14 protein-coding genes and 1 pseudogene are annotated in these 26,329 nt (G+C 69.2%); 8 read left to right on the top strand and 7 right to left on the bottom strand.

Annotation, left to right across the window (positions count from 1 at the left end; genetic code table 11):
• Nucleotides 1-797: 797 nt before the first annotated feature.
• Complete coding sequence (locus AB0G63_RS19780) at nt 798-1,934, bottom strand: glycerate kinase (protein WP_360751794.1); 1,137 nt, start codon at nt 1,932-1,934, stop codon at nt 798-800.
• A 182-nt stretch (nt 1,935-2,116) separates the two neighbouring features.
• Here AB0G63_RS19780 and AB0G63_RS19785 point away from each other — a divergent pair, with 182 nt between their 5' ends.
• The 3 genes from AB0G63_RS19785 to AB0G63_RS19795 all read left to right on the top strand — a co-directional run bounded on the left by AB0G63_RS19785 (nt 2,117) and on the right by AB0G63_RS19795 (nt 4,559).
• Nucleotides 2,117-3,196 (top strand): ADP-ribosylglycohydrolase family protein, encoded by a 1,080-nt coding sequence (locus AB0G63_RS19785; RefSeq protein WP_360751680.1) that lies wholly within the window; start codon nt 2,117-2,119, stop codon nt 3,194-3,196.
• Nucleotides 3,193-3,690: an NUDIX hydrolase gene (locus AB0G63_RS19790; protein ID WP_360751682.1), complete on the top strand. Its 498-nt coding sequence runs from the start codon at nt 3,193-3,195 to the stop codon at nt 3,688-3,690. Before AB0G63_RS19785 ends, AB0G63_RS19790 begins: the two co-directional genes overlap by 4 nt.
• A 92-nt stretch (nt 3,691-3,782) precedes the next feature.
• A complete protein-coding gene (locus AB0G63_RS19795) occupies nt 3,783-4,559 on the top strand; it encodes a Sir2 family NAD-dependent protein deacetylase (RefSeq protein ID WP_360751685.1) in 777 nt (258 codons plus the stop codon).
• A 197-nt stretch (nt 4,560-4,756) separates the two neighbouring features.
• On the opposite strand, the gene AB0G63_RS19800 is transcribed toward AB0G63_RS19795, so the two are convergent.
• From AB0G63_RS19800 to AB0G63_RS19820, 5 genes are all read right to left on the bottom strand, one after another.
• Complete coding sequence (locus tag AB0G63_RS19800; RefSeq protein ID WP_360751688.1) at nt 4,757-5,245, bottom strand: methylated-DNA--[protein]-cysteine S-methyltransferase; 489 nt, start codon at nt 5,243-5,245, stop codon at nt 4,757-4,759.
• A gap of 8 nt (nt 5,246-5,253) precedes the next feature.
• A complete protein-coding gene (locus AB0G63_RS19805; RefSeq protein WP_360751690.1) occupies nt 5,254-6,777 on the bottom strand; it encodes an AlkA N-terminal domain-containing protein in 1,524 nt (507 codons plus the stop codon).
• A 94-nt stretch (nt 6,778-6,871) separates the two neighbouring features.
• On the bottom strand, nt 6,872-10,798 hold the full coding sequence (locus AB0G63_RS19810) for a glycoside hydrolase family 2 TIM barrel-domain containing protein (protein ID WP_360751796.1): 3,927 nt from the start codon (nt 10,796-10,798) through the stop codon (nt 6,872-6,874).
• A gap of 556 nt (nt 10,799-11,354) precedes the next feature.
• Complete coding sequence (locus AB0G63_RS19815; protein WP_360751692.1) at nt 11,355-11,558, bottom strand: DUF397 domain-containing protein; 204 nt, start codon at nt 11,556-11,558, stop codon at nt 11,355-11,357.
• Entirely contained in the window at nt 11,555-12,394 is an 840-nt protein-coding gene (locus AB0G63_RS19820) for a helix-turn-helix transcriptional regulator (protein WP_360751695.1), read from the bottom strand. Before AB0G63_RS19820 ends, AB0G63_RS19815 begins: the two co-directional genes overlap by 4 nt.
• A 1,191-nt stretch (nt 12,395-13,585) precedes the next feature.
• On the opposite strand from AB0G63_RS19820, the gene AB0G63_RS19825 reads away from it, so the two are divergent.
• The 4 genes from AB0G63_RS19825 to AB0G63_RS19840 all read left to right on the top strand — a co-directional run bounded on the left by AB0G63_RS19825 (nt 13,586) and on the right by AB0G63_RS19840 (nt 25,198).
• Nucleotides 13,586-17,155, top strand: a complete 3,570-nt coding sequence (locus AB0G63_RS19825; RefSeq protein ID WP_360751698.1) for a LamG domain-containing protein — start codon at nt 13,586-13,588, stop codon at nt 17,153-17,155.
• A gap of 267 nt (nt 17,156-17,422) precedes the next feature.
• Entirely contained in the window at nt 17,423-23,884 is a 6,462-nt protein-coding gene (locus tag AB0G63_RS19830) for an RHS repeat-associated core domain-containing protein (protein WP_360751700.1), read from the top strand.
• A complete protein-coding gene (locus tag AB0G63_RS19835) occupies nt 23,881-24,240 on the top strand; it encodes a DUF6086 family protein (RefSeq protein WP_360751703.1) in 360 nt (119 codons plus the stop codon). Before AB0G63_RS19830 ends, AB0G63_RS19835 begins: the two co-directional genes overlap by 4 nt.
• 619 nt (nt 24,241-24,859) lie before the next feature.
• Complete coding sequence (locus AB0G63_RS19840; protein WP_360751706.1) at nt 24,860-25,198, top strand: hypothetical protein; 339 nt, start codon at nt 24,860-24,862, stop codon at nt 25,196-25,198.
• Between the two features lie 121 nt (nt 25,199-25,319).
• Here the strand turns inward: AB0G63_RS19840 and AB0G63_RS19845 are convergent.
• Nucleotides 25,320-25,989 (bottom strand): annotated as a pseudogene (locus AB0G63_RS19845) (transposase); the annotation flags it as partial.
• Between the two features lie 58 nt (nt 25,990-26,047).
• On the opposite strand from AB0G63_RS19845, the gene AB0G63_RS19850 reads away from it, so the two are divergent.
• Nucleotides 26,048-26,320, top strand: coding sequence for a YrhB domain-containing protein (locus AB0G63_RS19850; RefSeq protein WP_360751708.1), 273 nt, complete (start codon nt 26,048-26,050; stop codon nt 26,318-26,320).
• Nucleotides 26,321-26,329 lie beyond the last annotated feature (9 nt).

A 26,329-nucleotide genomic window follows, 5' to 3' on the forward strand; every position in this document is an offset into this window, starting at 1 on the left:
ACCGGGGCCGCCCGCACGAACCGGCCGAGCGGCCGAGCGCCGCCGGGCACGAACTTGCGGGGCAGCCGCACGCCGAGCGGGCGACGGCCGACCGGCAGCCACGACGCGAGGCCGACACACCGGAGCCCTCCGCACCGGACGGCTTCCGCCCACCGGGACACGCCGCAGGACCGGCCGGACACGGCCCGGCCTGGCGGCCGGCCGAGCACCGGGGCGACCGGCACCAACCAGCCGGACGGCCGCGTGCCGCGCAGCCGGCAGAAGCCGACGGGACAGCCACACGCCGAGCGAGCGATCGGGCGACGTGCAGCCGACATGACCCCGGCGGGCAGCCGACACCGCCCCCGCGGCAGCCAAGCACCGGGGCCGCCCGCACGAACCGGCCGAGCGGCCGAGCGCCGCCGGGCACGAACTTGCGGGGCAGCCGCACGCCGAGCGGGCGACGGCCGACCGGCAGCCACGACGCGAGGCCGACACACCGGAGCCCTCCGCACCGGACGGCTCCCTCCCACCCGAACACCCCGCAGGACCGGGCGGACGGCCGCGTGCCGAACAGCCGGCACAGACCGGCGGGACAGCCGCACGCCGAGCAGGCGCGGCCGACGGGCAGCTGGCACAGCCCTCGCGGACAGCCCGCACCAGGGCCCCGACACCGGCCCGGCAGACGGGTCCCGGGCGGGCGGCAGGCCGACAGGCAGCCGACACCACCCTCGCGGGAGAGGCGCACCGGGGTGGCCGACACGAACCGGCCGGGCGGGCGTCGGGCAGCCGGCACCGCCCTCGGAGGAAGGCGGGGGTCAGGTCAGGAAGTCGTGGGCGATGGCCTCCGCCACCCGTTCCAGGATCGGGCCCGCGTCCGCGATGCACTTCGCGACGTCCGGCTCGGCCTGCGTCAGGGGGTAGGCGCGGCGGATGCCGGCCCGGCCCAGCGCCTCCGGGGGCAGCGCGAGGCGTCCGCACACGGCGACCACCTCCTTGCCGGCGGCGCGCGCGGCGGCGGCGACCCCCGCGGGGGCCTTGCCGTGCAGGGTCTGCTCGTCGAGGGAGCCCTCACCGGTGATCACGAGGTCGGCCCGGTCCAGCGCGGGGGCGAAGCCCAGCACGTCGAGCATCACCTCGATGCCGGGGCGGAAGCGCGCGCCGAGGAGCAGCGCGCCGAAGCCGATGCCGCCGGCCGCGCCCGCGCCCGGCGCGGCGGCGTACTCGGCGGCCCGGGCGCCGACGGCCTCCTCCAGCACCTTGGCGTAGTGCGCGAGGGCCGCGTCCAGCGTCTCCACGTCGTCCGGCGAGGCGCCCTTCTGCGGCCCGTAGACGGCCGGTGCGCCCTTCGGCCCGGTCAGCGGGTTGTCGACGTCGCTGGCGAGCACCAGCTCCACGGAGGCCAGGCGCGGGTCCAGTCCCGACAGGTCGGCGGACGCCAGGTCGCCGAGGCCGCCGCCGCCCGGCGTCACCGGCTCCCCCTCCGCGTCCAGGAACCGCGCCCCGAGCGCGGACAGCATCCCGGCGCCGCCGTCGGTGGTCGCGCTCCCGCCGACGCCGAACACGATCGTCCGTGCCCCCGCGTCCAGCGCGGCCCGCAGCAGTTCCCCGGAACCGTAGGTGGACGCCGTCAGCGGCGCGAAGACGCCGGCCGGCAGGCGCTGCAGCCCGCTCGCCTCCGCCATCTCCACCACCGCCGTGTCGCCGCGCAGCGCGAACGCCGCCGTCACCTCGTGACCGAGCGGCCCCGCGACCCGCGCCTCCCGCCGCTCGAACCCGGCCGCGACGGCCGCGTCGACGGTTCCGTCGCCGCCGTCGGCCACCGGCAGCGACTCCACCGTCACCCGCGGCGCGACCCGGCGCAGTCCGGCCGTCACGCGCTCGGCGACCTGAACGGCCGTCAGCGACCCCTTGAACTTGTCCGCGGCGATGAGCACGCGCTGTGTCACTCGAATTCCCCTTGCTCCCCGGGCCTTGGGCACGTCAAGGCCAGTCGCGCCGCTGCGACCTTAACCGGAGGGCGCCCTCGCCGTCATGCCCCGTCCGGAGCCTGGGAACACCCTGTCGGACCCCTGTGCCGGGGAGCCGGGGAGCCGCGGAGCGCGCGGGCGCCGCCGGATGCGGGTACACCGGTGCCATGACCTCTGTGGGCACTGAGCCAGAGCTCGCCGACCGCGTCCTCGGAGGCTGGCTGGGCCGGATCGCCGGCAACATGCTCGGCAAGCCGGTCGAGCAGGGCGAGGTGTGGACGCGGGACCGGATCGACCGTTACCTGCGGCGGGCCGACGCCCTGCCGCTGACCGACTACCTGCCGGAGCCGGCCGACGAGAGCGACCGTCTCGCGCTGCGGCCCGAATGGCGCCAGTGCGTGCGCGGCCGCGTCGACGGCAGCTGCCGGGACGACGACGTCGACTACGCCGTCCTCGGCCTGCACCTGCTGGAGACCCACGGCTTCGCGTTCAGCACCGAGCAGGTCGGCGAGCTGTGGCTGCTGCGGCTGCCCTACCTGCAGACGTTCACCGCGGAGCGGGCCGCCTACCGCAACCTCGCAGACGGGCTCAGGCCGCCGCTGACGGCGACGTACGACAACCCGTACCAGGAGTGGATCGGCGCCCTCATCCGCGCCGACGTGTACGGCTGGACCTGCCCCGGCGAGCCGCACCGGGCCGCCGCGCTGGCCCGCCGGGACGCGGTGCTGTCGCACACCGGCAACGGCGTGTACGGCGCGATGTGGGCGGCGGCGCTGATCTCGGCGGCGTTCACCGCGCCCACGGTCCGGCACGCCGTGGACACCGCGCTGACGGTGATCCCGGCGGGCAGCCGCCTCGCCCGCGCCGTACGCCGCGTCGTCTCGCTCCACGACACACGGATGGCGTGGGAGGACACGCTCTCCACGGTGGCGGAGGAGACGGCGGGGCTGCACTGGATCCACGTCGTCCCGAACGCGGCGGTGCTCACCGCCGGGCTGCTGTACGGCGACGGGGACTTCACCCGCACCGTCGCCCTCACCGTCCGCGGCGGCCTGGACACCGACTCCAACGGCGCGACCGCCGGCTCGGTGGCCGGTGTGCTGACCGGGGCGGAGGCGGTCCCCGCGGTGTGGAAGGACCCGCTGCGGGACACGGTGCGCAGCGCGGTGTTCGGCTTCGACGGGGTGGCGATCAGCGAACTGGCGGAACGCACCGTCCGGCTGGCGCTGGCTACCCTTCCCGCATGACCACCACCCAGGACTACGCCACGTACATAGCCGGACTCCCCCGCGTCCTCGCCGCCACCGCTGTCCTCTTCCGCGACGCCGGGGGCCGGGTGCTGCTCCTCGAGCCCAACTACCGTGACGGCTGGGTCCTGCCGGGCGGCACCGTCGAGTCCGACGACGGCGAGACCCCGCGCCAGGGCGCGCGCCGTGAGACGGCCGAGGAGATCGGGCTCGACCGCGAGCCGGGGCGGCTGCTCGCGGTGGACTGGGCGCACGGCGCGGGCCGTCCGCCGCTGGTGGCGTACCTGTACGACGGCGGGGTGCTGGCCGAGGACGAGTTCGGGGCGATCCGGCTGCAGGAGGAGGAGCTGCTGTCCTGGCGCCTGGTCCGGCCCGAGGAGCTGGCCGACCACCTGCCGGGCGCTCTCGGCCGCCGTGTCCTGGCGGCCCTGGACGTCCTGGCCACCGGGTCGGGCACGGCGGAGCTGGAGAACGGGCACCGGGTGGACCGGTAGGCGTTCGCCCTGCCGCGGGCCGACAAGCATTCGCCGTACGGCGGGCCGATAAGCGTTCGCCCGACGGCCGGGCCCCGCCTACCCTCGGCACCATGACCAAGCCCCTCGTCGCCATCCTCAGCGGCGCCGGTGTCTCCACCGATTCGGGGATCCCTGATTACCGCGGTCCGAACGGGCTGTGGCGGCGGGATCCGGAGGCCGAGAAGCTCGTCACCTACGAGCACTACATGGCCGATCCGGAGATCCGGCGGCGCTCATGGCGGATGCGGCGCGACAACGGCGCCCTCCGGGCCGAGCCGAACGCCGCGCACCGGGCGGTGGCGGAGCTGGAGCGGGCCGGGGTGCCGGTGCGGGTGCTCACGCAGAACGTGGACGGGCTGCACCAGCTCGCCGGGATGCCCGCCCGCAAGGTGCTCGAGCTGCACGGCACCGCCCGCAGCGTGGTCTGCACGCGGTGCGGGGCACGCGGGTCGATGGAGGACGCCCTCGCCCGGGTCGCGGCCGGCGAGGACGATCCGCCCTGCCGGGACTGCGGCGGCATCCTGAAGTCGGCCACCGTGATGTTCGGCGAGCGGCTCGATCCGCAGGTGCTCGGCGAGGCCGTCGCGATCACCAAGGCGTGCCAGGTGTTCGTCGCCGTGGGCACCAGCCTGCAGGTGCAGCCCGCCGCCGGGCTCGCCGGCGTCGCCGCCGACCACGGCGCGCGGCTGATCATCGTCAACGCCGAGCCGACACCGTACGACGAACTCGCCGACGAGGTGGTGCGCGAGCCGATCGGCACCGCCCTGCCCCGGCTGCTGCGGCGGCTGGCCGGCCAGGGCGCCGAGGAGGGCGAGGACGCCGAGGGGCGGGTTCCGCGGGGGCGGTGAGCGGGTACGGGCTTACGCACGTGCGGACCCCGTGGCCTACGCACGTGCGGACCCCGTGGCCTACGCACGTGCGGACCCCGTGGCCTACGCACGTGCGGACCCCGTGGCCTACGCGCGTGCGGACGCCGTGGCCTACGCGCGTGCGGACCCCGTGGCCTACGCGCGGGCGGACGCCGTAGGGCCCTGGCCGGGGTCGGTCACTGGACGAAGAGGGCGGCTCCGCGTTCGAAGTCCAGCAGACGGCGCTTGCGGTCCAGGCCGCCGCCGTAGCCGGTCAGGCTGCCGTTCGCGCCGACGACGCGGTGGCAGGGAACGATGATGCCGACCGGGTTGCGGCCGTTGGCGAGGCCGACCGCGCGGGCGGCGCCCGGGGTGCCGAGGGCCTGGGCGAGTTCGCCGTAGGAGCGGGTCTCGCCGTAGGGGATCTCGCGCAGCCCGGCCCAGACCCTGCGCTGGAACGGGGTGCCGTGCATGCGCAGTTCGAGGGTGAACTCCTTCAGCTCGCCCGCGAAATACGCCTCCAGTTGTTCCTCGGCGGCGCGGAAGAGGGTGTCGTCGCGCGGGCCGAAGGTCTCCTCCGGCGGGCGGTGGCGCTGCTCGGTCATGTACAGGCCGCACAGGACCCCGTCCTCGGCGACCAGGGTGAGCGGGCCGCAGGGGCTGTCGGTGACGGTGTGGTGCTTCATGGACGTCCTCACACGGGAAGGAAGTTGATCGGGTGGCTGTCGGTCGCCCACAGGTACTGGACCGCGTACGCACGCCACGGCCGCCACGCCGCGGCGCGGGCGGTCAGGGCCGCGGGGGTGGAGGGCAGGCCCAGTTCCCGGGCGGCCCGGCGGATGCCGAGGTCGGTGGGGAGGAAGGCGTCGGGGTCGCCGAGGGCGCGCATCGCGATGACGTCGACCGTCCAGGGGCCGAAGCCGGGAAGGGCGAGCAGTCGGGCGCGGGCCTCGGGCCAGTCGCTGTCGACCCCGAGGTTGAGGGTGCCGTCGGCCAGGCCGCGGACGAGGGTGGTGAGCGTGGCGCGGCGGGTGCGGGGCATCGCCAGTGACTCGGGGTCGAGGGCGGCGAGCGCCTCGGGGCTGGGGAAGAGGTGGGTGAGGCCCCCCTCGGGGTCGTCGACGCGGTCGCCGTGGGCGGTGACCAGGCGGGCCGCGTGGGTGCGGGCGGCGGCGGTGGAGACCTGCTGGCCGAGGACGGCGCGCACGGCGAACTCCGCCTCGTCGACGGTGCGCGGCACGCGCCGGCCGGGGGCCTTGTCCACCAGCGGGGCGAGCAGCGGGTCCGCGCGCAGCTGGTCGTCGACGGCGACCGGGTCGGCGTCGAGGTCGAGCATGCGCCGGCAGCGGCTGATCGCGACGGGCAGGTCGCGCAGGTCCCCGAGGGTGAGCCGGCAGGCGATGTGGTCCGGCTGGGGGGTCAGGGCGACGATGCCGTGGCCGTAGGGGAGGCGGAGGGTGCGGCGGTAGGCGCCGTCCCGCCATTCCTCGACGCCGGGTACGGCGGTGGCCGCGAGGTGGCCGAAGAGGTTGTCGGGGTTGAGGGGGGCGCGGAACGGGAGACGGAGGGTGAGCGTGCCCGGGGTGGCCCGGGAGTCCGGCCGCGGTTCCCGGGCGTCGTTCCTCGATGCCCGGGCATCGTTCCTCGATGTCCGGGCGCGCAGTTCGCTCGGGGTCAGGGCATGCACCTCGCGCACGGTGTCGTTGAAGGTGCGGATGGAGGAGAAGCCCGCGGCGAAGGCGATCCGCGCCATGGGCAGCGTCGTCGTCTCGATCAGCAGGCGGGCGGTCCGGGCGCGCTGGGCGCGGGCCAGGGCGAGGGGGCCCGCGCCCAGCTCGGCCAGCAGCTGGCGCTCGATCTGCCGGGGGCTGTAGCCGAGGCGGGCGGCCAGTCCGGGCACGCCCTCGCGGTCGACGACGCCGTCGGCGATCAGCCGCATCGCGCGGGCCACGAGGTCGGCGCGCTGGTTCCACTCCGGGGAGCCGGGGCTGGTGTCGGGGCGGCAGCGCTTGCAGGCGCGGAACCCGGCCTGCTGACAGGCGGCCGCGCTCGGGTAGAAGGTCATGTTCTCCGGCTTGGGCGGCACCACCGGGCAGCTGGGACGGCAGTAGATGCGGGTGGTCAGCACCGCCGTGAAGAACCAGCCGTCGAAGCGCGCGTCCTTGGACCGGACGGCGCGCACGCAGCGCTCGGTGTCGGTGTGCATCCCCTTCTGCATGTCTCCAGCATCGGGGACGGGCCGGGCAGGAGCTGGCGGGAATCCGACATCGACCTCGCCTGTCCTGCGCCGGCCCGGATCGCGCGAACCCCGGCTAGTCCGAGAACCGCGTGGAGGTCGGCCGCCGGGAGGCCGGTGTCGCCGCGCGGACGCTCATCAGCGGGCGCAGCCGGTAGGTGTAGGCGTAGTCCCGGTCCGCGAAGAGCTTGTACGCGTCGTGCGTGTGGGCGCCCCAGCTGTTGTCGCCGCCGACGCCCATCTGCCGGTGGTTCACGCGCAGGACGACCTGCTCGCGCGGAGTGAGCTGGTAGGCGTGGCGGGCTCCGGCCGACAGGTCCTCCGGAGTGAAGTGGGAGGCGTTGACCTCCAGCAGCGGTTCCGCGGAGACCAGCAGGCCCCGGCCGCGCCCGTCGGTCAGGGCGGCCCAGCGCACGTCGGTCTTGTTGCCGTTCTCCTGCGGGCGGATGTAGGGCGTCCACTGGCCGGAGACGGTCCCGGAGTACAGGCCGACGTCGGTGCCGGTGTTGCGGTCCCAGTGGTTCTCCTCGGGACCGCGCCCGTAGTAGTGCAGGTGCTCCAGCCGGCCGGGCAGGAACAGCAGGGAGCCGACCTCGGGGATGTAGGGCAGGCTCGCGGCACCGGGGTGGAGGGTGTTGTCGACCCTGATCTCGCCGTTGCCGAAGACGGTGTACGCCGTGGTGTACGCCGACTCGACGGTCGTCGGCAGCGTGCCGGTGACCTTGATCTCGACGGCGCGGTCGCGCAGGGCGCGCACGGTCACGTCCGTCACCGTGCGGCGGGCGCCGGCGTCGCGCCAGGTCTGGTTGCGGACGTGCTGGCCGTTGCCGCGGTCGTTGTCGGTGGGGGCCCGCCAGAAGTTGGGCACCGGGCCGGAGTCGATCAGCCGGGCGCCGTGGGCCTCGTAGGAGGTGATGAGCCCGCTGCGCTTGTCGACGGTGACGGAGAAGCCGTCGCCGGTGACGGTGACGGTGCCGTCGCGGTCGTCGTACCGCAGCGCCGGGACGCTCTCCAGTGGCACCGGCACCACGTCGGGGCTGCCCGCGTCGAGGGCGAGCTGCTGCCGGGCCACCTCGAAGCCGGCCCGCGCCCACTTGGTGGGCTCCTTGGTGGTGAACGACAGCTCCAGGAAGTACTCGGTGCCCGGCGCCGGGTTACGCGGCAGCCGTACGGGCACCGTGACGTCGCGGCCGGCCAGCGGCTCCACGTCGAGCTGGGCGCGGCTGAGCCTCCCGCTCTGGACGGTCCGGCCGTCCGCGACGAGTTCCCAACAGCATTCGAATTCCCGGAGGTTGGTGAACAGGTACTCGTTGGTGAGGGTCACCGCTCCGGGAGCGCCGCCGGCGGCCGGGGACACCTGGACGGCCTGGTAGACCCGTTTGACCTCGGCGGCCTTGCCGGTGTGGCCGCGGTCGGCGGTGACGATGCCGTTCGCGCAGAAGTTGCCGTCGTTGGGGTTGTCGCCCCAGTCGCCGCCGTAGGAGAAGTACGTGTCCTCGGTGGGGCGTTGCTCGGTGAGGCCGGCCGTGGCCGCGTCGAACCAGAAGCGCACCCCGTCGTCGCCGGGACCGCGGTCGTCGTCGGCCAGTTCGGCGGCGGTGAGGGCGCGGGCGTGGACGACGGCCCGGCGGACGGTGCCGCTGAACTCGCGGGTGGGGTTGTCGGCATCGCCGGCGATGGCGAGGGGCGCGGTGCCGTTGTCCGGCCGCCGGGTGGTGGCGCGGGTGGCCCTGGCCACGCCGTCGACGTACAGGGTGAGCGCGCCCGCCGTCGCGTCGAAGACGCCCGCGACGTGGTGTTCGGTGCCGGTCCAGCCGCTCGCGGGCAGGGTCCAGCTGGTGCTGATCCACTGGCCGCCGCCGTAGATGAAGAACTCGAGTCTGCCGTCGGTCTGCTTCAGGGCGTACTGGGTGTCGCCCTTGGCGAGGAGGGGTTGGTGATAGCCCGTCAGGTGCGGGGTGATCCAGGCCTCCAGCGTCAGGGAGCCGGTGAGGTCGAGGCCGGGGTCGCGGGCGAAGACGGTGGCCCCGCGCACGCCCTTGTCGCGGTCGAAGTCGCCGCTGGGGTTCATCAGTTCGCCGCGCAGACCGCCCGGTCCGGTCTCGGTGAGGAACCTGCGCCGCGGGGCCGGCCGGCTCAGGGACTGGTCGACGAAGTCCCAGATCCAGCCGCCCTGCAGCACGTCGTGGCGGCGGACGACGTCCCAGTACTCCTTGAAGTTGCCGTTGGAGTTCCCCATGGCGTGCGAGTACTCGATCATCACGTAGGGCCGGGTGTCGGCGGTGTCCCGGGCGCGTGCCTCGACGGCTGCCGGGCTCTCGTACATCTTCGAGCGGATGTCGCTGATCGCCGGGCTGTCGTCGCCCTCGTACTGGATGACGCGGGTGGGGTCACAGGAGCGGATCCAGTCGTGCATGGCGACGAAGGTGCTGCCGCCGCCCGCCTCGTTGCCGAGGGACCAGATGACGACCGAGGCGTGGTTCTTGTCGCGGTGGACCATGTTCTTTGCGCGGGCCACGCAGGCGGCGGTCCACTCGGGGTGGTCGCCGGGGTACTCGCCGCGGATGCCGTGGGTCTCGAGGTTGGTCTCGTCGACGAGGTAGAGGCCGTACTCGTCGGCGAGTTCGAGCCACTGCGGGTTGTTCGGATAGTGCGAGGTGCGCACGGAGTTGATGTTCAGGCGTTTGACGATCTCGATGTCGCGGACCATGTCCGCGCGGGTGAGGGCGGTGCCGCGGACGGGGTGCATCTCGTGCCGGTTGGTGCCGCGGAGCGAGACCGGCCTGCCGTTGATCCGCATCAGGCCGTCCACGAGCGCGAACTCCCGGATGCCGACGCGGTGCGAGAGGGTCTCGGTGACCTTCCCGGACGGGTCGCGCAGGCGCAGCACCGCGGTGTAGAGGTACGGGTCCTCGGCCGACCACAGCCTCGGCTCGGGTACGGCTCTCGCCGCCTGTACGGTCGTCTCGGCGCCGGCGTCGAGGTCCGCCGTCTGCTGGAGCGGGCGGGGCCAGACGGGGTGCCCGCCGGCGTCGTAGAGCTGGGTCTCGACGGTGTACCGGCCCCGGCCGTCGCCCGCGTAGTCGCGCACGCTCGCGGTGACCGACAGCCGCGCGGTGGTGTGGCCGTCGCCGAGCGGGGTCTCCAGCTTGAAGTCGCGCAGGTGCACGCCGGGCGTGGAGTAGAGGTAGACCGAGCGGAAGATGCCGCTCAGCCGGATCATGTCCTGGTCCTCCATCCAGTCGCCGTCGGAGAAGCGGTAGACCTCCACCGCGATCTGGTTGACGCCGGGCTTGAGGTGCGCGGTGATGTCGTACTCGGCGGGTGTGTAGGAGTCCTCGTGGTAGCCGGCCAGTCGGCCGTTGATCCACACGTAGTGGGCCGACTTGACGCCCTCGAAGTGCAGGAACGTGCGGCGTCCGGCCCAGTGGCGGGGCAGCGTGAAGGTGCGCCGGTACTGGCCCACGGGGTTGAAGCGGGTCGGCGCGGCCGGCGGCCGCGCCTCCTCGCCGAGGCCGTTGGGGCCCCACCACGGGTAGGTGATGTTGAGGTAGATCGGGCGGTCGTGGCCGTGCAACTGCCACGGGGAGGGCACGGGGACGGTGTCCCAGTCGCTGTCGTCGAGGTCGGTGCGGTGGAAGTCGGGGTCGCGGTCGTCGGGGCGGTCGGCATGGGCGAACCGCCAGGTCCCGTCGAGGCTCATCCGGTACGGCGAACGGGTGCGGTCGGCGGCCAGCGCCTGCTCCAGGTCCGCGTAGGGCATCAGCGTGGCGTGCGGGGGCTCGGTACCGACCTCGAACAGGCCGACGTGCCCGTTCCACTCGGGCGGGCCGTCGGCCGCCGCGTCGCCGGCCGCGTGTGCGGCGACCGACGGCCGGGACAGGGCGAGCGCGCCGAGCACGGCGGCGGAGGACTCCAGGAGCCGACGGCGGCTGACCACCGCGCGCCGGGGACGGTCGGGCTGGGACGCGTGCGGGTGGGGGTGCGCGTGCGGGTGCGGCATGACCGTGGCCTTCCTCGGGACGACCGTGTACGACACGGGCTTGAGGGTGCGTCAGGGTTCAGTGGGGTGGGGGGTCTCGAACGGGGACGCGTGCGCTGTCGGCCGGCTGGCGGCGGGGTCGGTGGCGACGGGTGGTGACGGTGTGACTACCGAGCCAGACCTCACCCTAGAACCCGAACACAATCGAATCAATTATCTTGTCGGACTCTGTGTGAACGTGATGGTCCGGTGCCGGCCGGTGCATGGCCGACCGGGGCGGCGGCGGGAGCTGTGGACGAACTGCTGCCGGTGTCGGCCCCCGGCCCGGCCCGGCCCGGCCCGGGGGCGGGTGCCGCCGGGCACGCCCCCCGCGCCCCCACCGCTGGATCACGGCCACGTCGGCCGCGCGGCCGACGGGACCGGCCGTTTTCCGCGCCGTGTCCGTGTCGCGCAGGGCGGCCTGATCGCGGCCGTCGGCGCGCCGGCCGGCCCGCTGCCGGCCGCCACCGTCGCCGGCTGACACGCAGATGCGGCCGGCACCCGTGGCTTCGGGCGCCGGCCGCGTGCGTTCACTCCGTCAGCGTCTGGAGGCGTACGGAAGGAAGGTCGCCCAGGTGGTGGGAGCGAGGGCGAGGCGGGGGCCGTGGGGGTTCTTGGAGTCGCGGACGAGTATGCGACCGGGGGCGGCCGCTGCTTCGACGCAGTCAGGGCCGTCGGACGTGCTGTAGCTGCTCTTTATCCATTCCGGCTCGGTGCCGGTTCCAGAGACCTTGAGCGTCATGTCCTTGTCTCTCCCAGTGCTTTCTCGATCAGTGGCAAGGAATCCTGTGGGCTGAGAGCCTGGGCGCGCAGAGCTCCGTAGCGGATGTCGAGGACCGTCGTTTCCTTGGGGTCAGCCGTCACTCGGCTGCTCAGGGGCGACTCGCTGAACGCGACTGTGGTTCCTTCCTTGAGCTTGAGCAGCCGGAACGAACCGCCGGTTCCGGAGTTCACCTCGCGGTCCAGGGGAAGGACCTGGAGGTCCACGTTGCGCAACTGGGCCACGGTGAGCAGGCGTTCGAGCTGCTGGCGCATCACCATTCTGCCTCCCATGGGCCTACGAAGCGTCGACTCGCACTGAACGAAGCTGAACACGCGCCGCCCGGTCATGAGATCAAGGATCCCCTGTCGTGCCAAGCGTGCCGCGACCTGCTGCTCGACCTCGTCCTCGGTGAGCGTTGGTCGATGTGCGTTGAACACGGCCCGTGCGTAGTCCTCGGTCTGCAACAGCCCATGGATGACAGAGTTGTTGTAGGCGCACAGCTCAACAGCCTCCGCCTCCAGCTTCTTCAGGTCCCGCACCTTCTTCGGGTACCGGGCCTCCGCCACGTCCCCCTTCATCGCCGCGATCTTCCCGCCCGCGCCCAGCACCTCGTCCGCCGCGTCCAGATATTCAGGCCGGGGAATCCGCCGCCCTCGCTCCACGGAGGACACCAGCTCCTCCCCGTACCCGATGGCCGCCCCGAACTCCGCCTGGGTGAGGCCAGCCGCCTCGCGCCACAGCTTCAACTGCCGAACCACCGTCCGCATCACGGCCCCGGCCTCTTCGTCCTCCGGCCCCGCTTCCCATCCGCTCATGTCCGTCTCCCTCCGTCGCGCGCCCTCCCCGGACCAACCTCTGCCGCCGGCGCCCGGTCACCCCGGACAGCCCGGACGGAATCCGGACACCTCGCGTACAGCCACCCGCCGTACGAGCCGTCCGCCTCCACACGGTACGCACGCATGAAGACACAGAGTGATACGAATCAGAGAGACACCACACAGAAGGGGCACCGCATGACGACGCCCGCACCCGAGACCCCCTGGGCACTGCGCCTGGTCACCGACCGACTGCCGGCCGGGCCGCCGCCACACCTCGAGCCCGAGGCCATCGGACTCCGGTGAGGCGGCCCGTGACCAGCGGGACACCGCCGTATCGCGCGGATGAGCACAGGCAGCGCAGACCTCTGAGTTCAAGTCGTCGGCCAGCATGCAGCAAAGCGGCTCTCAGCAGTCCGAGGGACTGTCTCGATCACCACCGGCGTGACCTCGGCAGCCACCCGGTGTAACGCAGCGGTAGCGCAGCGCTCGCCGCTCGACCCAGGTCGTGGTCTCGCTGGTGAACGAGTGGCGCCCTTCGTGCTGGTGCCAACGCCGGCGCAGCGCTGGTGCAGCACATCCACGGCCTTGCTCCCTCCCCCACACACAGCCGCAGTCCGCCGTTTCGGGAGGGTGGGCGAAGCAGGAATTCTGACGCCCGTTCTCACAGCGACTCTCTGCGGTCCCCTTGGAAGACCCCAGCACCACGCCGACCTGTGAGCTCACCGGCATCACAGAGGCATCGGTCTCGGCCGGAACACCTCCCACAGCATCCCGGCCATCCCCTGGCCACGCCAGAGGCATACAGAAGCAATCTCACGGCGCGCCACGGCATCCACCACGCCCCGGGCACGCACCGAAGGCGCGCTGAATCGCTGTCAATTTCCTGTGAGCATGCGGATTGATCCAGTTCAGGCCATGACCTGCCCCTGTCAATCTAAACCACCTGAAGGCGTTGACTTGCCGCGACGTCGTGACTTAGATCTTCAACTTGTAAAGATCATATATAGATGGGGTGGGGGCTATGGGGTGGAGTGCGTCGCGCCGTCATGTCCGCGCACGTGGGGGACACAACAAGTGCACCGGACACGGCAGACGGAGTAGGAAACGGTTCCTCTCAGGTGCGGTGGTGGTGGCGTTACTGGCGGGACTGCCAGTGATTGGGGGGGACCTGCAGCTCAGGCGGATGCGATGTCCGAGGCGCAGGCCGCTTCGGCACAGGCGGCCGAGTCTGGCGAACGGGTCGAGGTGGTGGGCCAGCGCACTGAGTACTCGACTACCTACGCAAACCCTGACGGACTGACCTTCAAGCTGGTGCAGTCGGCAGTTCCCGTGCGGGCGAAGCTTGCTGACGGTTCGTGGGCGGCACCGGACGCGACGCTGGAGCGACGAGCGGACGGTTCGATCGGGCCGAAGGCCGCAGTGTTGGGCATCTCGCTGTCAGGCGGCGGCGAAGGCACCAGTCTGGTGACACTGACCGAGAGTGGGACGTCGCTGTCCCTGGGCTGGCCCTGGAAGCTTCCGGAGCCGACGCTGGACGGTGCATCCGCACTGTACACGGACGTGCTGCCCGGTGTGGACTTGCGGATAACAGCCACCGTCGAGGGTGTCCGGCAGGTGCTGGTGGTCAAGAGCGCGGACGCTGCTGCCAACCCAGAGTTGCAGAAGCTCGACTTCTCCATGCGCGCCAATGGCCTCACCGTACGGGACGGAGGTGGTGGTCTGTCTGCGCTGGACGCCAACGGCAACACCGTCTTCCGGGCCCCGGTTGCGCAGATGTGGGACTCCGCAGGTGATGCGGCCGCCCCGTCGGCGACCGTGTCGCAGGCTTCATTCGACCAGACCTCCACGGAAGATGCGTCCGCATCAGCCCAGGACGGCTCCGGCGAGGCTTCTGCGGACCCTGCGGCAGGCCCGAGCGACGGTGACGCCTCAGTGATGCTGCCGTTGTCGACGGACGCGGATTCGGTGACGGTGGTACCGGATGCGAAGCTGCTGACCGGCGAGGACACGGTCTACCCCCTGTACATCGACCCGGATGTGTCCCTGAGTGAGTCAGAGCGCACGCTGCTGTCGTCCGACGGGGACAAGTTCTACAACTTCTCCGGCGGCGACGACGGCAAGGGCGTGGGCTACTGCGGCACATACGTGACCGGCAGCTATGCCTACTACTGCGGTTCTGGCTACAAGAACCGAATGTACTTCGAGTTCTCGCCGAGCAAGCTGGCGGGCAAGCAGGTGCTGGACGCCACCTTCCGGGTCACCGAGCGGTTCTCGATGTCCTGCGAAGCCTCCTGGGTGGATCTGGTACGCACCGGAAACATCTCGTCATCCACGAACTGGCCAGGTCCGACGAAGAACTGGGACCTGATGGTCGACCGATACGTCTCGGCCGGCCGGGGCTCCGCCTGCGATCCGAGCCAGCCGGACGCGGCGATCGAGTTCAACGACAACCCCGACGAGACCAACGAGAACCTCACCTCGACCGTCAAGAAGTTCGCGGCCGGTGACATCTCTCGTCTCACCCTGATGCTGAAGGCACACGACGAGTCGGACCCCAACGGCTGGAAACGTTTCGACGACGACGCAACCCTGGACGTGGACTTCGTCGGCATCCCTGCCAAGCCCACCACGATCGGACTGGTCACTGGCGACGGCACCCAGTGCGAGACCGACCAGAGCGACCCATTGATCGTCTCGGACCCGACCCCGCAGCTGACCGCGACCGTGCAGACCGCCAAGGGCGGCGAGGAGGACGCCCTGCTGCGCGCGGCCTTCGACGTCGACAAGTACACCGCCAGCAGCGATTCCTGGTCCCAGGCCGTCGACGAGATGGAACGTCCCACCAGCGGCCACGCCACCGACAACACTAAGCTGAACGCGACCACACCGACGCTGACCGAGGGCACTCTGTACCGCTACCGGTCCTGGACCCGTTCGTACTACAACGGCTATGCCAGCCATCTCTCCTCGGTGTCCAACGCCTCCACGACTGGTTGGTGCTACTTCAAGGTCGACTCGACCCGCCCGAAGGCTCCCGGCATCACGGTGGCCGGCCCGTACTCCCAGTGCACGGCCAACGCCTGCGAACCGGGCGGTGGCCCCGGCGTAAAGGCGACCTTCACCTTCACCCCCCACTCCGGGGACACCAACACCGCCTACCAGTACAAGCTCTCCACCGTGAGTGCCTGGTCCTCCGCGATCCCCGGCGCGACGGTGACCAAGGACATCACGCCGACCACAGCGGGCACGTACACCATCTACGTACGCGCCAAGGACACCATCCGCTGGGGTGCCCAGAACGCAATCGACTTCGTGGTCGCCGAGGGTCCGGGCCCGGTCGGGCAGTGGCACTTCGACGAGACCAGCGGCCCCGCGATCGACACCTCTACAACAGTGACGGCCGACCAGGACAACGCGACCCTCTCCGTCACGGGCGCCTCCCGTGACGGACACGGCCGACGCGGCGTCATCACCAAGGACCCCAGCGGTAACGACCTCGACGCCCCGGTGACCGACACCGGCCTGGCCCTCGACGGCTACGCCGGCTACGCAGCGACCTCCGGCACGGTGCTGGAGACCCGGGCCTCCTACACGGTGTCGGCCTGGGCTCGTATCGCCTCGGCCCCGGCACACAACTATGCCGTGCTGTCACAGGTGAGCAACGATGCCACCGCGTCGGGGTTCTCGCTCTACTACTCCACTGCCTACAAGGCCTGGATCTTCAACTGGCACTGGCGTGACTCCGCCGGAACCTCGCACATCATCCGTTCCTACGCTGGCCAGACCTCCATCCCGTTCGGTGTATGGACCCACCTGGCCGGTGTCTACGACTCGGAGGCCAACACCATCCAGCTGTACGTCAACGGCAAGCCCCAAGGCACCCCAGTCGCCTTGGACAGCGGACAGCCCATGGCAGCCGAGGGCAAATTCGTCATCGGCCGGAGTCTCTACACAGCCGGGTCTCCCACTGACTACTTCGGCGGCCAGATCGACGAGGTCCGCGCCTGGCAAGTCAAGCTCAGCGACGACCTGATCGCCGAAGATGCACGGTTGAAGAACTCCAACGGCTATGCGGGAGCCGAGCTGGTCGCCTCCTGGAACCCGGCCGACGCCAGCGGCACCACCCTCGCGGACACCGACTCCGGCTACGGTCGCTCGCTCACCCTCTCCGGCGGTGCCTCCCTCGACGGCGAGGGGATCGTGCTCGACGGAACGGACGATGCGGCGACGGCTTCCGGGCCACTGGTGGACGAGGCCGGCTCGTTCACCGCAACCACTTCCGTACAGCTGAACAGTGACGCGCTGGCAGCCAAGGGCGTGGGCTACACCGCCCAGGTGATCGGGCAGCGTAGCGCCGACGGGTCCGCCTGGGGCTTCTGGTACGAGCTGAAAGGCACCGAGGACGATCCGGAGACGGAAACGACGGTCCCCGTCGGCGTGTGGCACTTCGGACGCCTCAACGCGGACGGCACTTTCACCGGCGTCACCTCCGACGACGCTGCCACTCTGGGCAGCCCGGTGCGTATGACCGGCGTGTACGACGCTCAGTCCGGCACGATAAGCCTCTATCTCGGGCTCAACCAGAACGGTGACGACACCGCTTACACGGCCGTCGTCGGATCCGGCGACTTCGCAGTCGGCAAGGGCTTCGCGAATTCCGCCTGGGGCCACTACCTGCCCGGATCCATCACCGACATCCGGGTCTGGGCCGGCGCGATGGCCAGCCAGGACCAGATCGCCAACACCGTCGGGGACTGATCCGGTCACTACGCCAGCACTGGGTGGGCGGCTATAGGCGCCCACCCCGTCCCTCCTTCGTCACCGCCGTCACCTATCACGCGGGTTGCCGCCCGTGCCACCACCGAGTTCTCTGCGCCGAAGTATTGGCATCTTCCGTGTCCCACCGCCTTGCTCTCGGATTCTCCCGATCCTTCTTCACCTGGGGGTTTTGTGCATACCCAAAAATTAGCCCGTTGGGCGCCGCTCGCGGTGACGCTCTCATTGGCCCTGACCGTGCCGGTTGCCTTGACACCGGTCGCGGCTGCCGCCAGTGGCGGCCTGGGCAAGCCCGCGGTGGCCGAGCAGCGCGCGAGCAAGGTCCGAGCCGTGACCGGCCTGGGTGCCAAAAAGGCCCGCGCCACCGTCGCCGCGGCCAAAGCGGCCAATGCCCTGCAGGCCAAACGGGCAGCGGCGGAGCAGAAAGCGTCCTGGCCCAGCACGGCCGAGGGCACCGCGCGGATCCCAGAAAGCGGGAAGGCCAAACTCACCGCCGGTAAACTGCCGGTGACAATCACCCGGTCCGGTGACAAGGACCCCGCCTCGGGCCAGGCACAGGTGCGTGTCCTGAGTCGTAAGGCCACAAAGGAAGCCGGCATCAAGGGGGTCCTGCTCACTGCGGCCGCCACCGATCCCGGCAAGGCCGAGGTGAGCGTGGACTACTCGGCGTTCGCGTCCGCTTACGGCGGTGGCTGGTCGGGTCGCCTGCGACTGGTCCAACTGCCCACCTGCGCCCTGACCACGCCGAAGAAGGCGGCATGCCGGGTGCAGACCCCGCTCGGTTCACACAATGACATCTCAGGCCAGTCGGTCTCGGCCAAGGTGGACCTCGCCTCCAACTCGACCGCAACCTCCAGCCCGGTGAGCGATTCCCCGGTGTCGACCGCCGCCTCCTCGGCCACTGTCCTCGCGCTGACCGCGGCCTCGGGTGAATCCGCCTCGGGATCGGGTAACTACTCCGCCTCGCCCCTGTCGTCCTCCTCCACGTGGGAGGCGGGCGGTTCCTCCGGCGCGTTCACCTGGTCCTACCCGCTGAGCACGCCCCCGGCCGCGGCGGGCCCCTCCCCGACACTGTCGCTGTCGTACGACTCCGGCAGCTCGGACGGCAGGACGGCGTCCACCAACAATCAGTCCACTCAGGTGGGCGAGGGGTTCGACATCACGTCTTCCTACGTCGAGCGCTCCTATGGTGCCTGTGACGACGACGGCCAGGACAGCAAATACGACCAGTGCTGGAAGTACGACAACGCGTCGCTCGTCCTCAACGGCAAGTCCAGCGAACTGGTCAAGGACGATACCACCGGCGTGTGGCGACTCAGCAACGACGACGCATCCACCGTGACCCACTCCACCGGCGCCGAAAACGGCGACGACAACGGTGAGTACTGGACCGTGATCACGGGCGATGGCACGAAGTATGTCTTCGGTCTCAACAAACTCAGTGGTGCCGACACCGAGCGGACCGATTCCGTGTGGACGGTCCCGGTCTACGGCGACGACTCCGGTGAGCCCGGCTATGACAATGGAGACTCCTTCTCCGGCCGCTCCCTCGACCAAGCCTGGCGCTGGAACCTGGACTACGTCCAAGACCCGGTCGGCAACGCGATGACGTACTGGTACACCGCCGAGACCAACTACTACGCCAAGAACGGCGCCGACACCGCCACCACCGCGTACACCAGGGGCGGCTACCTCACCAAGATCCTCTACGGGCAGAACAAGGACACCCTGTTCAGCGGAGTCACCTCGGACAAGGTCACCTTCTCCTACGACGAACGCTGCACGGCCTCCGACTGCTCCTCGCTGACGGACTCCACCGCCGACAACTGGCCGGACGTTCCCTACGACTCCATCTGCAAGAAGGACGCGAACTGCGACGCCAAGAGCCCGGCCTTCTTCACCCGCAAGCGCCTGACCGGCGTCGACACCTACGCCTGGTCGGCCGCATCGAGCGCCTTCACTGCCGTCGACTCCTGGACACTCACCCAGGCGTTCCTGGACGGCGGCGACATCGGTGACACCTCCGACCAGACGCTGGTGTTGAAGTCCATCAAACACACCGGCAAGAACGGCACCGACATCGCCCTGGACCCGGTGACCTTCGGATACCAGATGCGCGTCAACCGGGTCGACTCCAACTCCGACGACATCCTCCCGCTGACCCGCCCTCGCATCGAAACAGTGACCTCCGAGACCGGCGCGATCACCACCGTCACCTTCTCCGACCCCGAATGCGTACGCGGCTCCAACATGCCGGTCGCCGAGGACAACGACACCAAGAGCTGCTACCCGACCTACTGGCACATCAACGGCGCCAGCGAATCGTCGCTCGACTGGTTCCACAAATACCGCGTGACGGCGGTCAACACCTCTGACCCGACCGGCCAGAACGTTGCGGTCGAGCACACCTACAGCTACTCCGGCCCGGCCTGGCACCACAACGACAACCCGATCACCCCCTCCGACGAGCGCACCTGGTCCATCTGGCGCGGCTACGGCAAGGTCACCGACACCACCGGCGACGCCGACGGCACCCAGTCCAAGACGGTGTCGCTCTACCTGCAGGGCATGAACGGCGACAAGCAGAAAGACGGCACGACGCGTTCTGTCTCCGTCACCGGCATCGACTTCACCGGCCTGGACGTGGCCGACCAGACCGACAGCGACCCGTACGCCGGGCAACTGCGCGAAAAAATCACCTACAACGGCTCAACGCCCGTGACGGTCACGGTCAACGACCCCTGGCTGAAGAAGACCGCCACCCAGCACAAGTCGTACGCCGACACCGAGGCGTACTACGTCCGCACCGCGAAGACCTACGCCCACACCTACCTCACCGCCACGTCGAAGTGGCGCACCATCGCCACCTCGACCACCGACTTCGACGACTACGGCATGCCCACCAAGGTCTACGACGAGGGCGACACCTCCGTCACCGGAGACGAGACCTGCACCCGAACCTGGTACGCCCGCAACGACAACCTCGGCATCAACTCCCTCATCTCCCGCACCCGCAAGGTCGGCCGGGCGTGCTCGGTCGCCGAAACCTCGCTGTCCCTGCCCACATCCTCTGCCGGCCGTGGTGACGTCCTGTCCGACACCGCTACGGTGTACGACGACACCACCGCCACCTCCTGGACCCCCTCCCAGACCCCGACCAAGGGCGAGCTGACCTGGACGGGCCGCGCCTCTGCCTACCCGGCCACCGCCAGTGGCGGCGAGCGCTCCCCGAGTTCCTGGCAGACGCTCTCCAAGCTGACGTACGACACACTCGGCCGCGTCCTCACATCGACCGACGCCGGCGGCAACACCACCACCACGACCTACACCCCCACCGCAGTCGGCCCGCTGACCAAGACCAAGGTCACCAACCCCAAGTCCCAGAACGTCTACACCTACGCTGACTACGCCCGGGGCACACCCACCAAGGTCTACGACGCCAACAACAAGATCACCGAGAGCACCTACGACGCCCTCGGCCGCAAGACCTCCACCTGGCTGCCCAACCGCTCCCGCTCGTTGTCGCAGAGCGCCAACTACACCTACGCCTACTCCGTCTCCAACGACGCCCCATCATGGACGTCCACCTCATCACTCAAGGCCGACGGCAGTACGTACAACACGACCTACACCCTCTACGACTCCATGCTGCGCACCCTGCAGACGCAGTCTCCGACGGCAGTAGGGGGCCGACTTCTGACGGATACCCGCTACGACAGCCGGGGCCTGGCCTACGAGACGTTCGCCGATATCTTCGACTCGACAGCGACGCCGTCAGGCACCTACACCCGGGCCGAGTACGGCGAGGCGCCCAAGCAGACCGAGGTCGTCTTCGACGGCGCCGAGCGCCCCATCTCGAACACCCTGCTCGTCTACGGCGAGCAGAAATGGTCCACATCAAGCAGCTACACCGGTGACTCCACCGCCACCACCGCCCTCTCCGGCGGCTCGGCGGTCCGGACCATCACCGACGCGCAGGGCCGGACGGTGGAGCGCCGCGAATACGCTGGCACCTCCCCGGCCGACACCGCCTACGGGGCCGCCACCGGCACCGCGTACACCTCCACCGCGTACACCTACACCCGCGACGGCAAGCAGTCCACGATCACCGGCCCCGACAGCAAGTGGTCGTACTCCTACGACCTCTTCGGCCGTCAGACCTCCGCCGTCGACCCGGACAAGGGCACCGCCACCACCGGCTACACCAATCTCGACCAGACCTCCTGGACCAAGGACGGCGCGGGCCGCGTCACCGTCTATGCCTACGACTCCCTCGGCCGCACCACAGACACCTGGAGGGCTGCCGCGACCGACGACCTGACCTCCACAGTGGAGGAACAGGTCGACGCGAACAAACTCACCCACTACGCCTACGACACCCTGGCCAAGGGCCAGCTGGACTCCTCCACCCGCTATGTCGGCGGAGTCTCCGGAAGTGCCTACACCAAGCAGGTCACGGCCTACGACAGCCTCTACCGCGCGACAACCACACAGCTGGTCCTGCCCGCCGGTGACTCTCTGGTCACTTCCGGAGCGGTCTCGTCCTCGACCTTGACCTTCTCGACGTACTACAACATCGACGGCACCCAGCAGTACACGTCCGAGCCCGCCGCCGGCGGCCTCGGAGCCGAGGAGATCGACAACGACTACAACGGTCTGGGACTGCCCACCGCCGTCACCGGCGCCACGGGCTACCTCCTGGGCGCCAGGTACTCCGCTCTGGGCCAGACCGAGCAGCTCACTCTGGGAACGTCCTCCGGCACCAAGAAGGCCTACATCGCCAACAAGTTCGAGGAGGGAACCGACCGGCTGAAGGAGTCCTCGGTCACCGACCAGACCCACAGCTACCAACTGCAGGACCTCAACTACACCTACGACGACGCCGGCAACGTCACCGCGATCAGCGACCCCACCACCCTGGGCGGCACGGGCGCGGTGGACAACCAGTGCTTCGCCTATGACGGCTACCGGCGGCTGACCGACGCCTGGACCCCCTCCACGGCCGACTGCTCAACCACCAGCCGCACCACCGCCAAACTCGGCGGGGTCAGCCCGTACTGGACCTCGTACGCCTACACCGACTCCGGCCTGCGCAAGACCGAGACCACCCACACCATCAGCGGCGACACCGCCAAGACCTACTGCTACGGCGCCACCAAACCCCACCAACTGGCCGCCACCACCACCGCCGGCACCTGCACAGGCGTCACCGCTACCTACGGCTACGACGACACCGGCAACACCACCACCCGCCTCGACGGCACCACCTCGCAGTCCCTGGTCTGGGACAACGAAAGCCGCCTCAGCAAGCTGGTGGAGGGCAGCAGCACCACCGGGTACGTCTACGACGCCGACGGAAGCCTCCTCATCCGCCGCAACACCGCGGGCGAGACGGTCCTCTACCTCGGCGCCACCGAAGTCCACCTGGACACCAGCACATCCACCGCCAAGTACTGGGCCCAGCGCTACTACTCAGCCGGCACCGCCACCATCGCGGTCCGCAGCAACAAGTCCGGGACCTCGACCCTCTCCTACCTCGCCGCAGACCAGCACGGCACGTCCAGCCTGGCACTGGACGCCACCACCCAGGCCGTGACCAAGCGCTACACCACCCCCTTCGGCGCCTCCCGCACCGGCGGCACCGGGACCTGGCCCGACGACAAATCCTTCCTCGGCAAGACCGCAGACTCCTCCTCCGGCCTCATCCACATCGGCGCCCGTGAGTACGACCCGGTCCTCGGCCGCTTCATCAGCGTCGACCCACTCCTGGAGACCGACAAACCCCAGACCCTCAACGGCTACACCTACAGCGCCAACAACCCCGCCACCTTCTCCGATCCCACAGGTCAAGGCCTCGCCTGCGGCGGCAACTTCGCCGAAGGCTGCGGCAACGGCGTCGTCACCCACGGCGACGGCACCAAGTCCAAGAACGGCCAGCCAACCGGCGGCGGAGTAGCGCCCGGGTATTCGGGCACTGCCTCGACCAGTAGCACTGGCAACACTGGCAACACCACGAAGAGCAGCAGCGGTGGCGATGGCGGTTGGCTCCACTGGATCTCAAACGCCGTGGACACCACCATCAACTACGGCACCGCCATTATCACCAACCCCGATATCCTGGCCGGCAGTTTCGAGACGGCGGCCAGCATCTTCCTCATGAACGCTGGCGGCGAAATAACCATCGGCGGAGCCCTGCTCTGCACAACCGTTGCCGGCTGTTTCATCGGCGGCCCCGCCGCCGCAGGCGGCGTGGCCCTCATAGGCATCGGCGCCAGTGGCGCAGCAGACGGCATCAACCGCATCGACAACGGCCTCAACAAGGCACTGTCGGAAGCCCGCTCGGAAACCGGATCGGGTGGCGGCTCGGCGGGCCCACTGGAAGGAAAGACAGATTATATTGTAAAAGATCCGAAGGACCCGGGCCGGATCGTCACCGATATTGACCGAGTTCAAAATGGGGTGCTATGGGAAGAAAAGACTGCAATTGGCGCCCAAGACAATGGCGCCTGGATCGCAAAACACATCACAAAGAAGTTCAACTCATACCTGGAAGCCCGAAAGTATCTACCCGGATACGAAGACGCACCGATTGGTTTCAATTTCACCAAGCCGGGAGTTGAGCCGGGTTTTCGGAGCGCTGTGGAAAGAGAGATTTCCGGGTTGCGGAACAGCAATCCCGGCGTCGAAATAAAAACGGAGTGGACGCAATGAGCTACGTCTTCGACGTAGAAGATGAAACGGTGTGGTCACCGTCACTTCGCGTGGGTGAATGGTACGTGTCTTTGACTGAGTCATCGGCAAGAATCTTGGGCTGCCCACACGGGCTCCATCCGATTGCCAACGACATGTACGTCATCAACCCTGAACCCTTCGAGATCTTCACTCATTCACTGCACCGAGAGTACTTCTCAACCGGCCATCCAGTCCTTCGGGCGCAGATCCACGGAATCCTGCTCACCTCAGTAGTTCTGCTGGAGCGGGCGGGAATCAGGATCAATCCGATAGATGAAGAACAACGCGCCCTTCAGCTAGAGGTTCAGGAAATGGGTCAGTCAATGGCGAGATGAAATCTCGAAGTGGAACGGCGCGTGGAGCAAGCTCCGGGCGCGGAGTTGTGGGCACGACACTTCGGCCGAGTAGCCGAGGGGATTTCAGCCTCGGCCGCTCGGCCAACTGGGGTGACTTGATCGCGTTCACCCCCAGGGTTTTTGCCTATTCCCTGAGCTTGACCAGACTGGAACGACCCGCCCTTCCGGAGTTCACCTCGCGACTGGGTCGCGTTTTACAAGCCATCTCATTTGGTGAGTCTGCGGTAACAGATGAGAGTGCAGGCGATGCTGGTGAAGGCTAGCCTCGAAGTCTCTACGTACGCCCAAGCCAGCAGATTTGGGTGCCAACTGGAAGCCATCAAATATCTGCGGCAGCAACGGATACGAGGACGTGGCGTCGATATCCAAGGGCGGCGATCGAATGCGCATAACGGATTCGACGGGAGCACCAACCTAGGAAAGTACCGAGGTCAGGACACAGGCTGGGGCCATCATGACGTCGTCGTTCGAGATGAGAGGGTCTACGATGCTTGGACAGGTCGACACGGTGAGGAAATGGACGATTACATGAGTCATTGACAGTGCGGCGAATACCCACAAATGACACCCAGCCCATACACGCCGTGCGGTCACGGAGATGAATTTCAACCAGTTACTCAAGGACGCACAAAGACGTCCAGGCGCTTACGGGCTCAACGGGGGGTACCGCGAATTTATCGCGTTCATCAACGGCTGTAACGCGGCAACCGGCGGCCATCTGTTGGACGGATTCTCTGCGCACCTGGCGAAGCGCCTCGGCAGCGGGGGAAATCTCTACTGGGCACTTCTAGTGGCCAAGCTGGGAGTCGCTCCGGACGGTATCCGTCGTGTGGACGATATTTCCGAAGCAGCTGAGAATCAGGTTGTGTCCCGGCTGTTCGCGGAGCTGCTCGAATTTCTGGAAACCCATGATTCGAGGGACGTAGTGGCGAACTGACAGCCCATACCAGGCGACTGTTACTGCCCGGCGAGGAAATATGTTCGTTCTGGCAGTCACCAAACCGACTTCACCGGTCGGGTGAAGAGTGTCATGGAGTCGCGCCTCAGCAAACCCATTTCTTCATGCGGGCGAAGACGTGCTCGACGCGGGCACGGACCTGCTTGTGGGACTTGTTGTGTTCCTGTTTCCAGTCCGAAAGCTCTTCGCCCTTGCGTTGGCGGTGGGGCATGACGAGCCTGGTGCCGGGATAGCCGCCGTCGGCGATCGTCAGTGTGTTGCCGACGGCGGACCTGGCGCCGGGTTCCTCCCACGCCTTGCAGTCGTTGCGGTTTCCGGCGAGCGGCCGGCCGACCACGACGACCAGGCGGGTGTCGGCGTCGATGACGACCTGGTGGTTGGTGGAGTAGCGGTAGTTCTTCGACTGCTCGGCCACGGTGTGGTCGCGGGGTGGGGACCAGGGTGCCGTCCACGATGAGCACGGTGCCCTTGGCGAACCGCTTACGCGGCTGGAGCGCCAGCATCGGCCCCAGATGGTCGATTATCCGATCCGCCGCCGACTTCGAGACCCCGAACAGCGGGGCGAGCTGCCGCATGGTCAGGTTTGTGCGCCAGTACGCCGCGACCAGCAGGGCCCGGTCCTCCAGCGGAAGACTCCACGGCCGGCCCTTGCGAACGGCATCCGCACCCTGGCGCCGCAGAACGGTCACCAGCCTCCCGAACTGCCTCGGGCTCAGCCCGGTGAACGGGGCTATCCAGGACGGTTCCGACGCCGTGATCAAACCAGCCACGCGGAGATCATCCCAGGCCGGTTAGGGTGCCCTCGTCGAGCCGACGGACTTGAGACGGATGATGGAGCAGGACGAAGCTCTGCAGCTCGCGGTGGCGTTTCTCGCGCACAGCCAGCGCGATGACGAGCCGCCTCTCGCCATCGACACAGAGCGGGTCCGCGAGAGCAATGGGCTCCTGATCGTGCCCTACAACTCCGTGCAGTACCTCGCCTCGCGCGATATGAGACATCAACTGTTGGACTGCTGGCCCATCCTCGTCGACCTTGAACGCGGAGACGTGCGGTTCGGGACCCAGGACGAGCGGCATCTGTGGAGGAGCCCGAGCACCTGACGAGGCTGC

The sequence above is a fragment of the Streptomyces sp. NPDC020996 genome (genome assembly GCF_040641355.1).
GTDB lineage: Bacteria > Actinomycetota > Actinomycetes > Streptomycetales > Streptomycetaceae > Streptomyces.

Bases quoted from the DNA above. Each gene is read 5' to 3' on its own strand.
- AB0G63_RS19795 (WP_360751685.1), top strand. From the start codon at position 3,783: ATGACCAAGCCCCTCGTCGCCATCCTCAGCGGCGCCGGTGTCTCCACC.
- AB0G63_RS19805 (WP_360751690.1), bottom strand. From the start codon at position 6,777: ATGCAGAAGGGGATGCACACCGACACCGAGCGCTGCGTGCGCGCCGTC.
- AB0G63_RS19800 (WP_360751688.1), bottom strand. From the start codon at position 5,245: ATGAAGCACCACACCGTCACCGACAGCCCCTGCGGCCCGCTCACCCTG.
- AB0G63_RS19840 (WP_360751706.1), top strand. From the start codon at position 24,860: ATGAATTTCAACCAGTTACTCAAGGACGCACAAAGACGTCCAGGCGCT.
- AB0G63_RS19825 (WP_360751698.1), top strand. From the start codon at position 13,586: ATGTCCGAGGCGCAGGCCGCTTCGGCACAGGCGGCCGAGTCTGGCGAA.
- AB0G63_RS19850 (WP_360751708.1), top strand. From the start codon at position 26,048: ATGATGGAGCAGGACGAAGCTCTGCAGCTCGCGGTGGCGTTTCTCGCG.
- AB0G63_RS19785 (WP_360751680.1), top strand. From the start codon at position 2,117: ATGACCTCTGTGGGCACTGAGCCAGAGCTCGCCGACCGCGTCCTCGGA.
- AB0G63_RS19835 (WP_360751703.1), top strand. From the start codon at position 23,881: ATGAGCTACGTCTTCGACGTAGAAGATGAAACGGTGTGGTCACCGTCA.
- AB0G63_RS19790 (WP_360751682.1), top strand. From the start codon at position 3,193: ATGACCACCACCCAGGACTACGCCACGTACATAGCCGGACTCCCCCGC.
- AB0G63_RS19820 (WP_360751695.1), bottom strand. From the start codon at position 12,394: ATGAGCGGATGGGAAGCGGGGCCGGAGGACGAAGAGGCCGGGGCCGTG.
- AB0G63_RS19810 (WP_360751796.1), bottom strand. From the start codon at position 10,798: ATGCCGCACCCGCACGCGCACCCCCACCCGCACGCGTCCCAGCCCGAC.
- AB0G63_RS19815 (WP_360751692.1), bottom strand. From the start codon at position 11,558: ATGACGCTCAAGGTCTCTGGAACCGGCACCGAGCCGGAATGGATAAAG.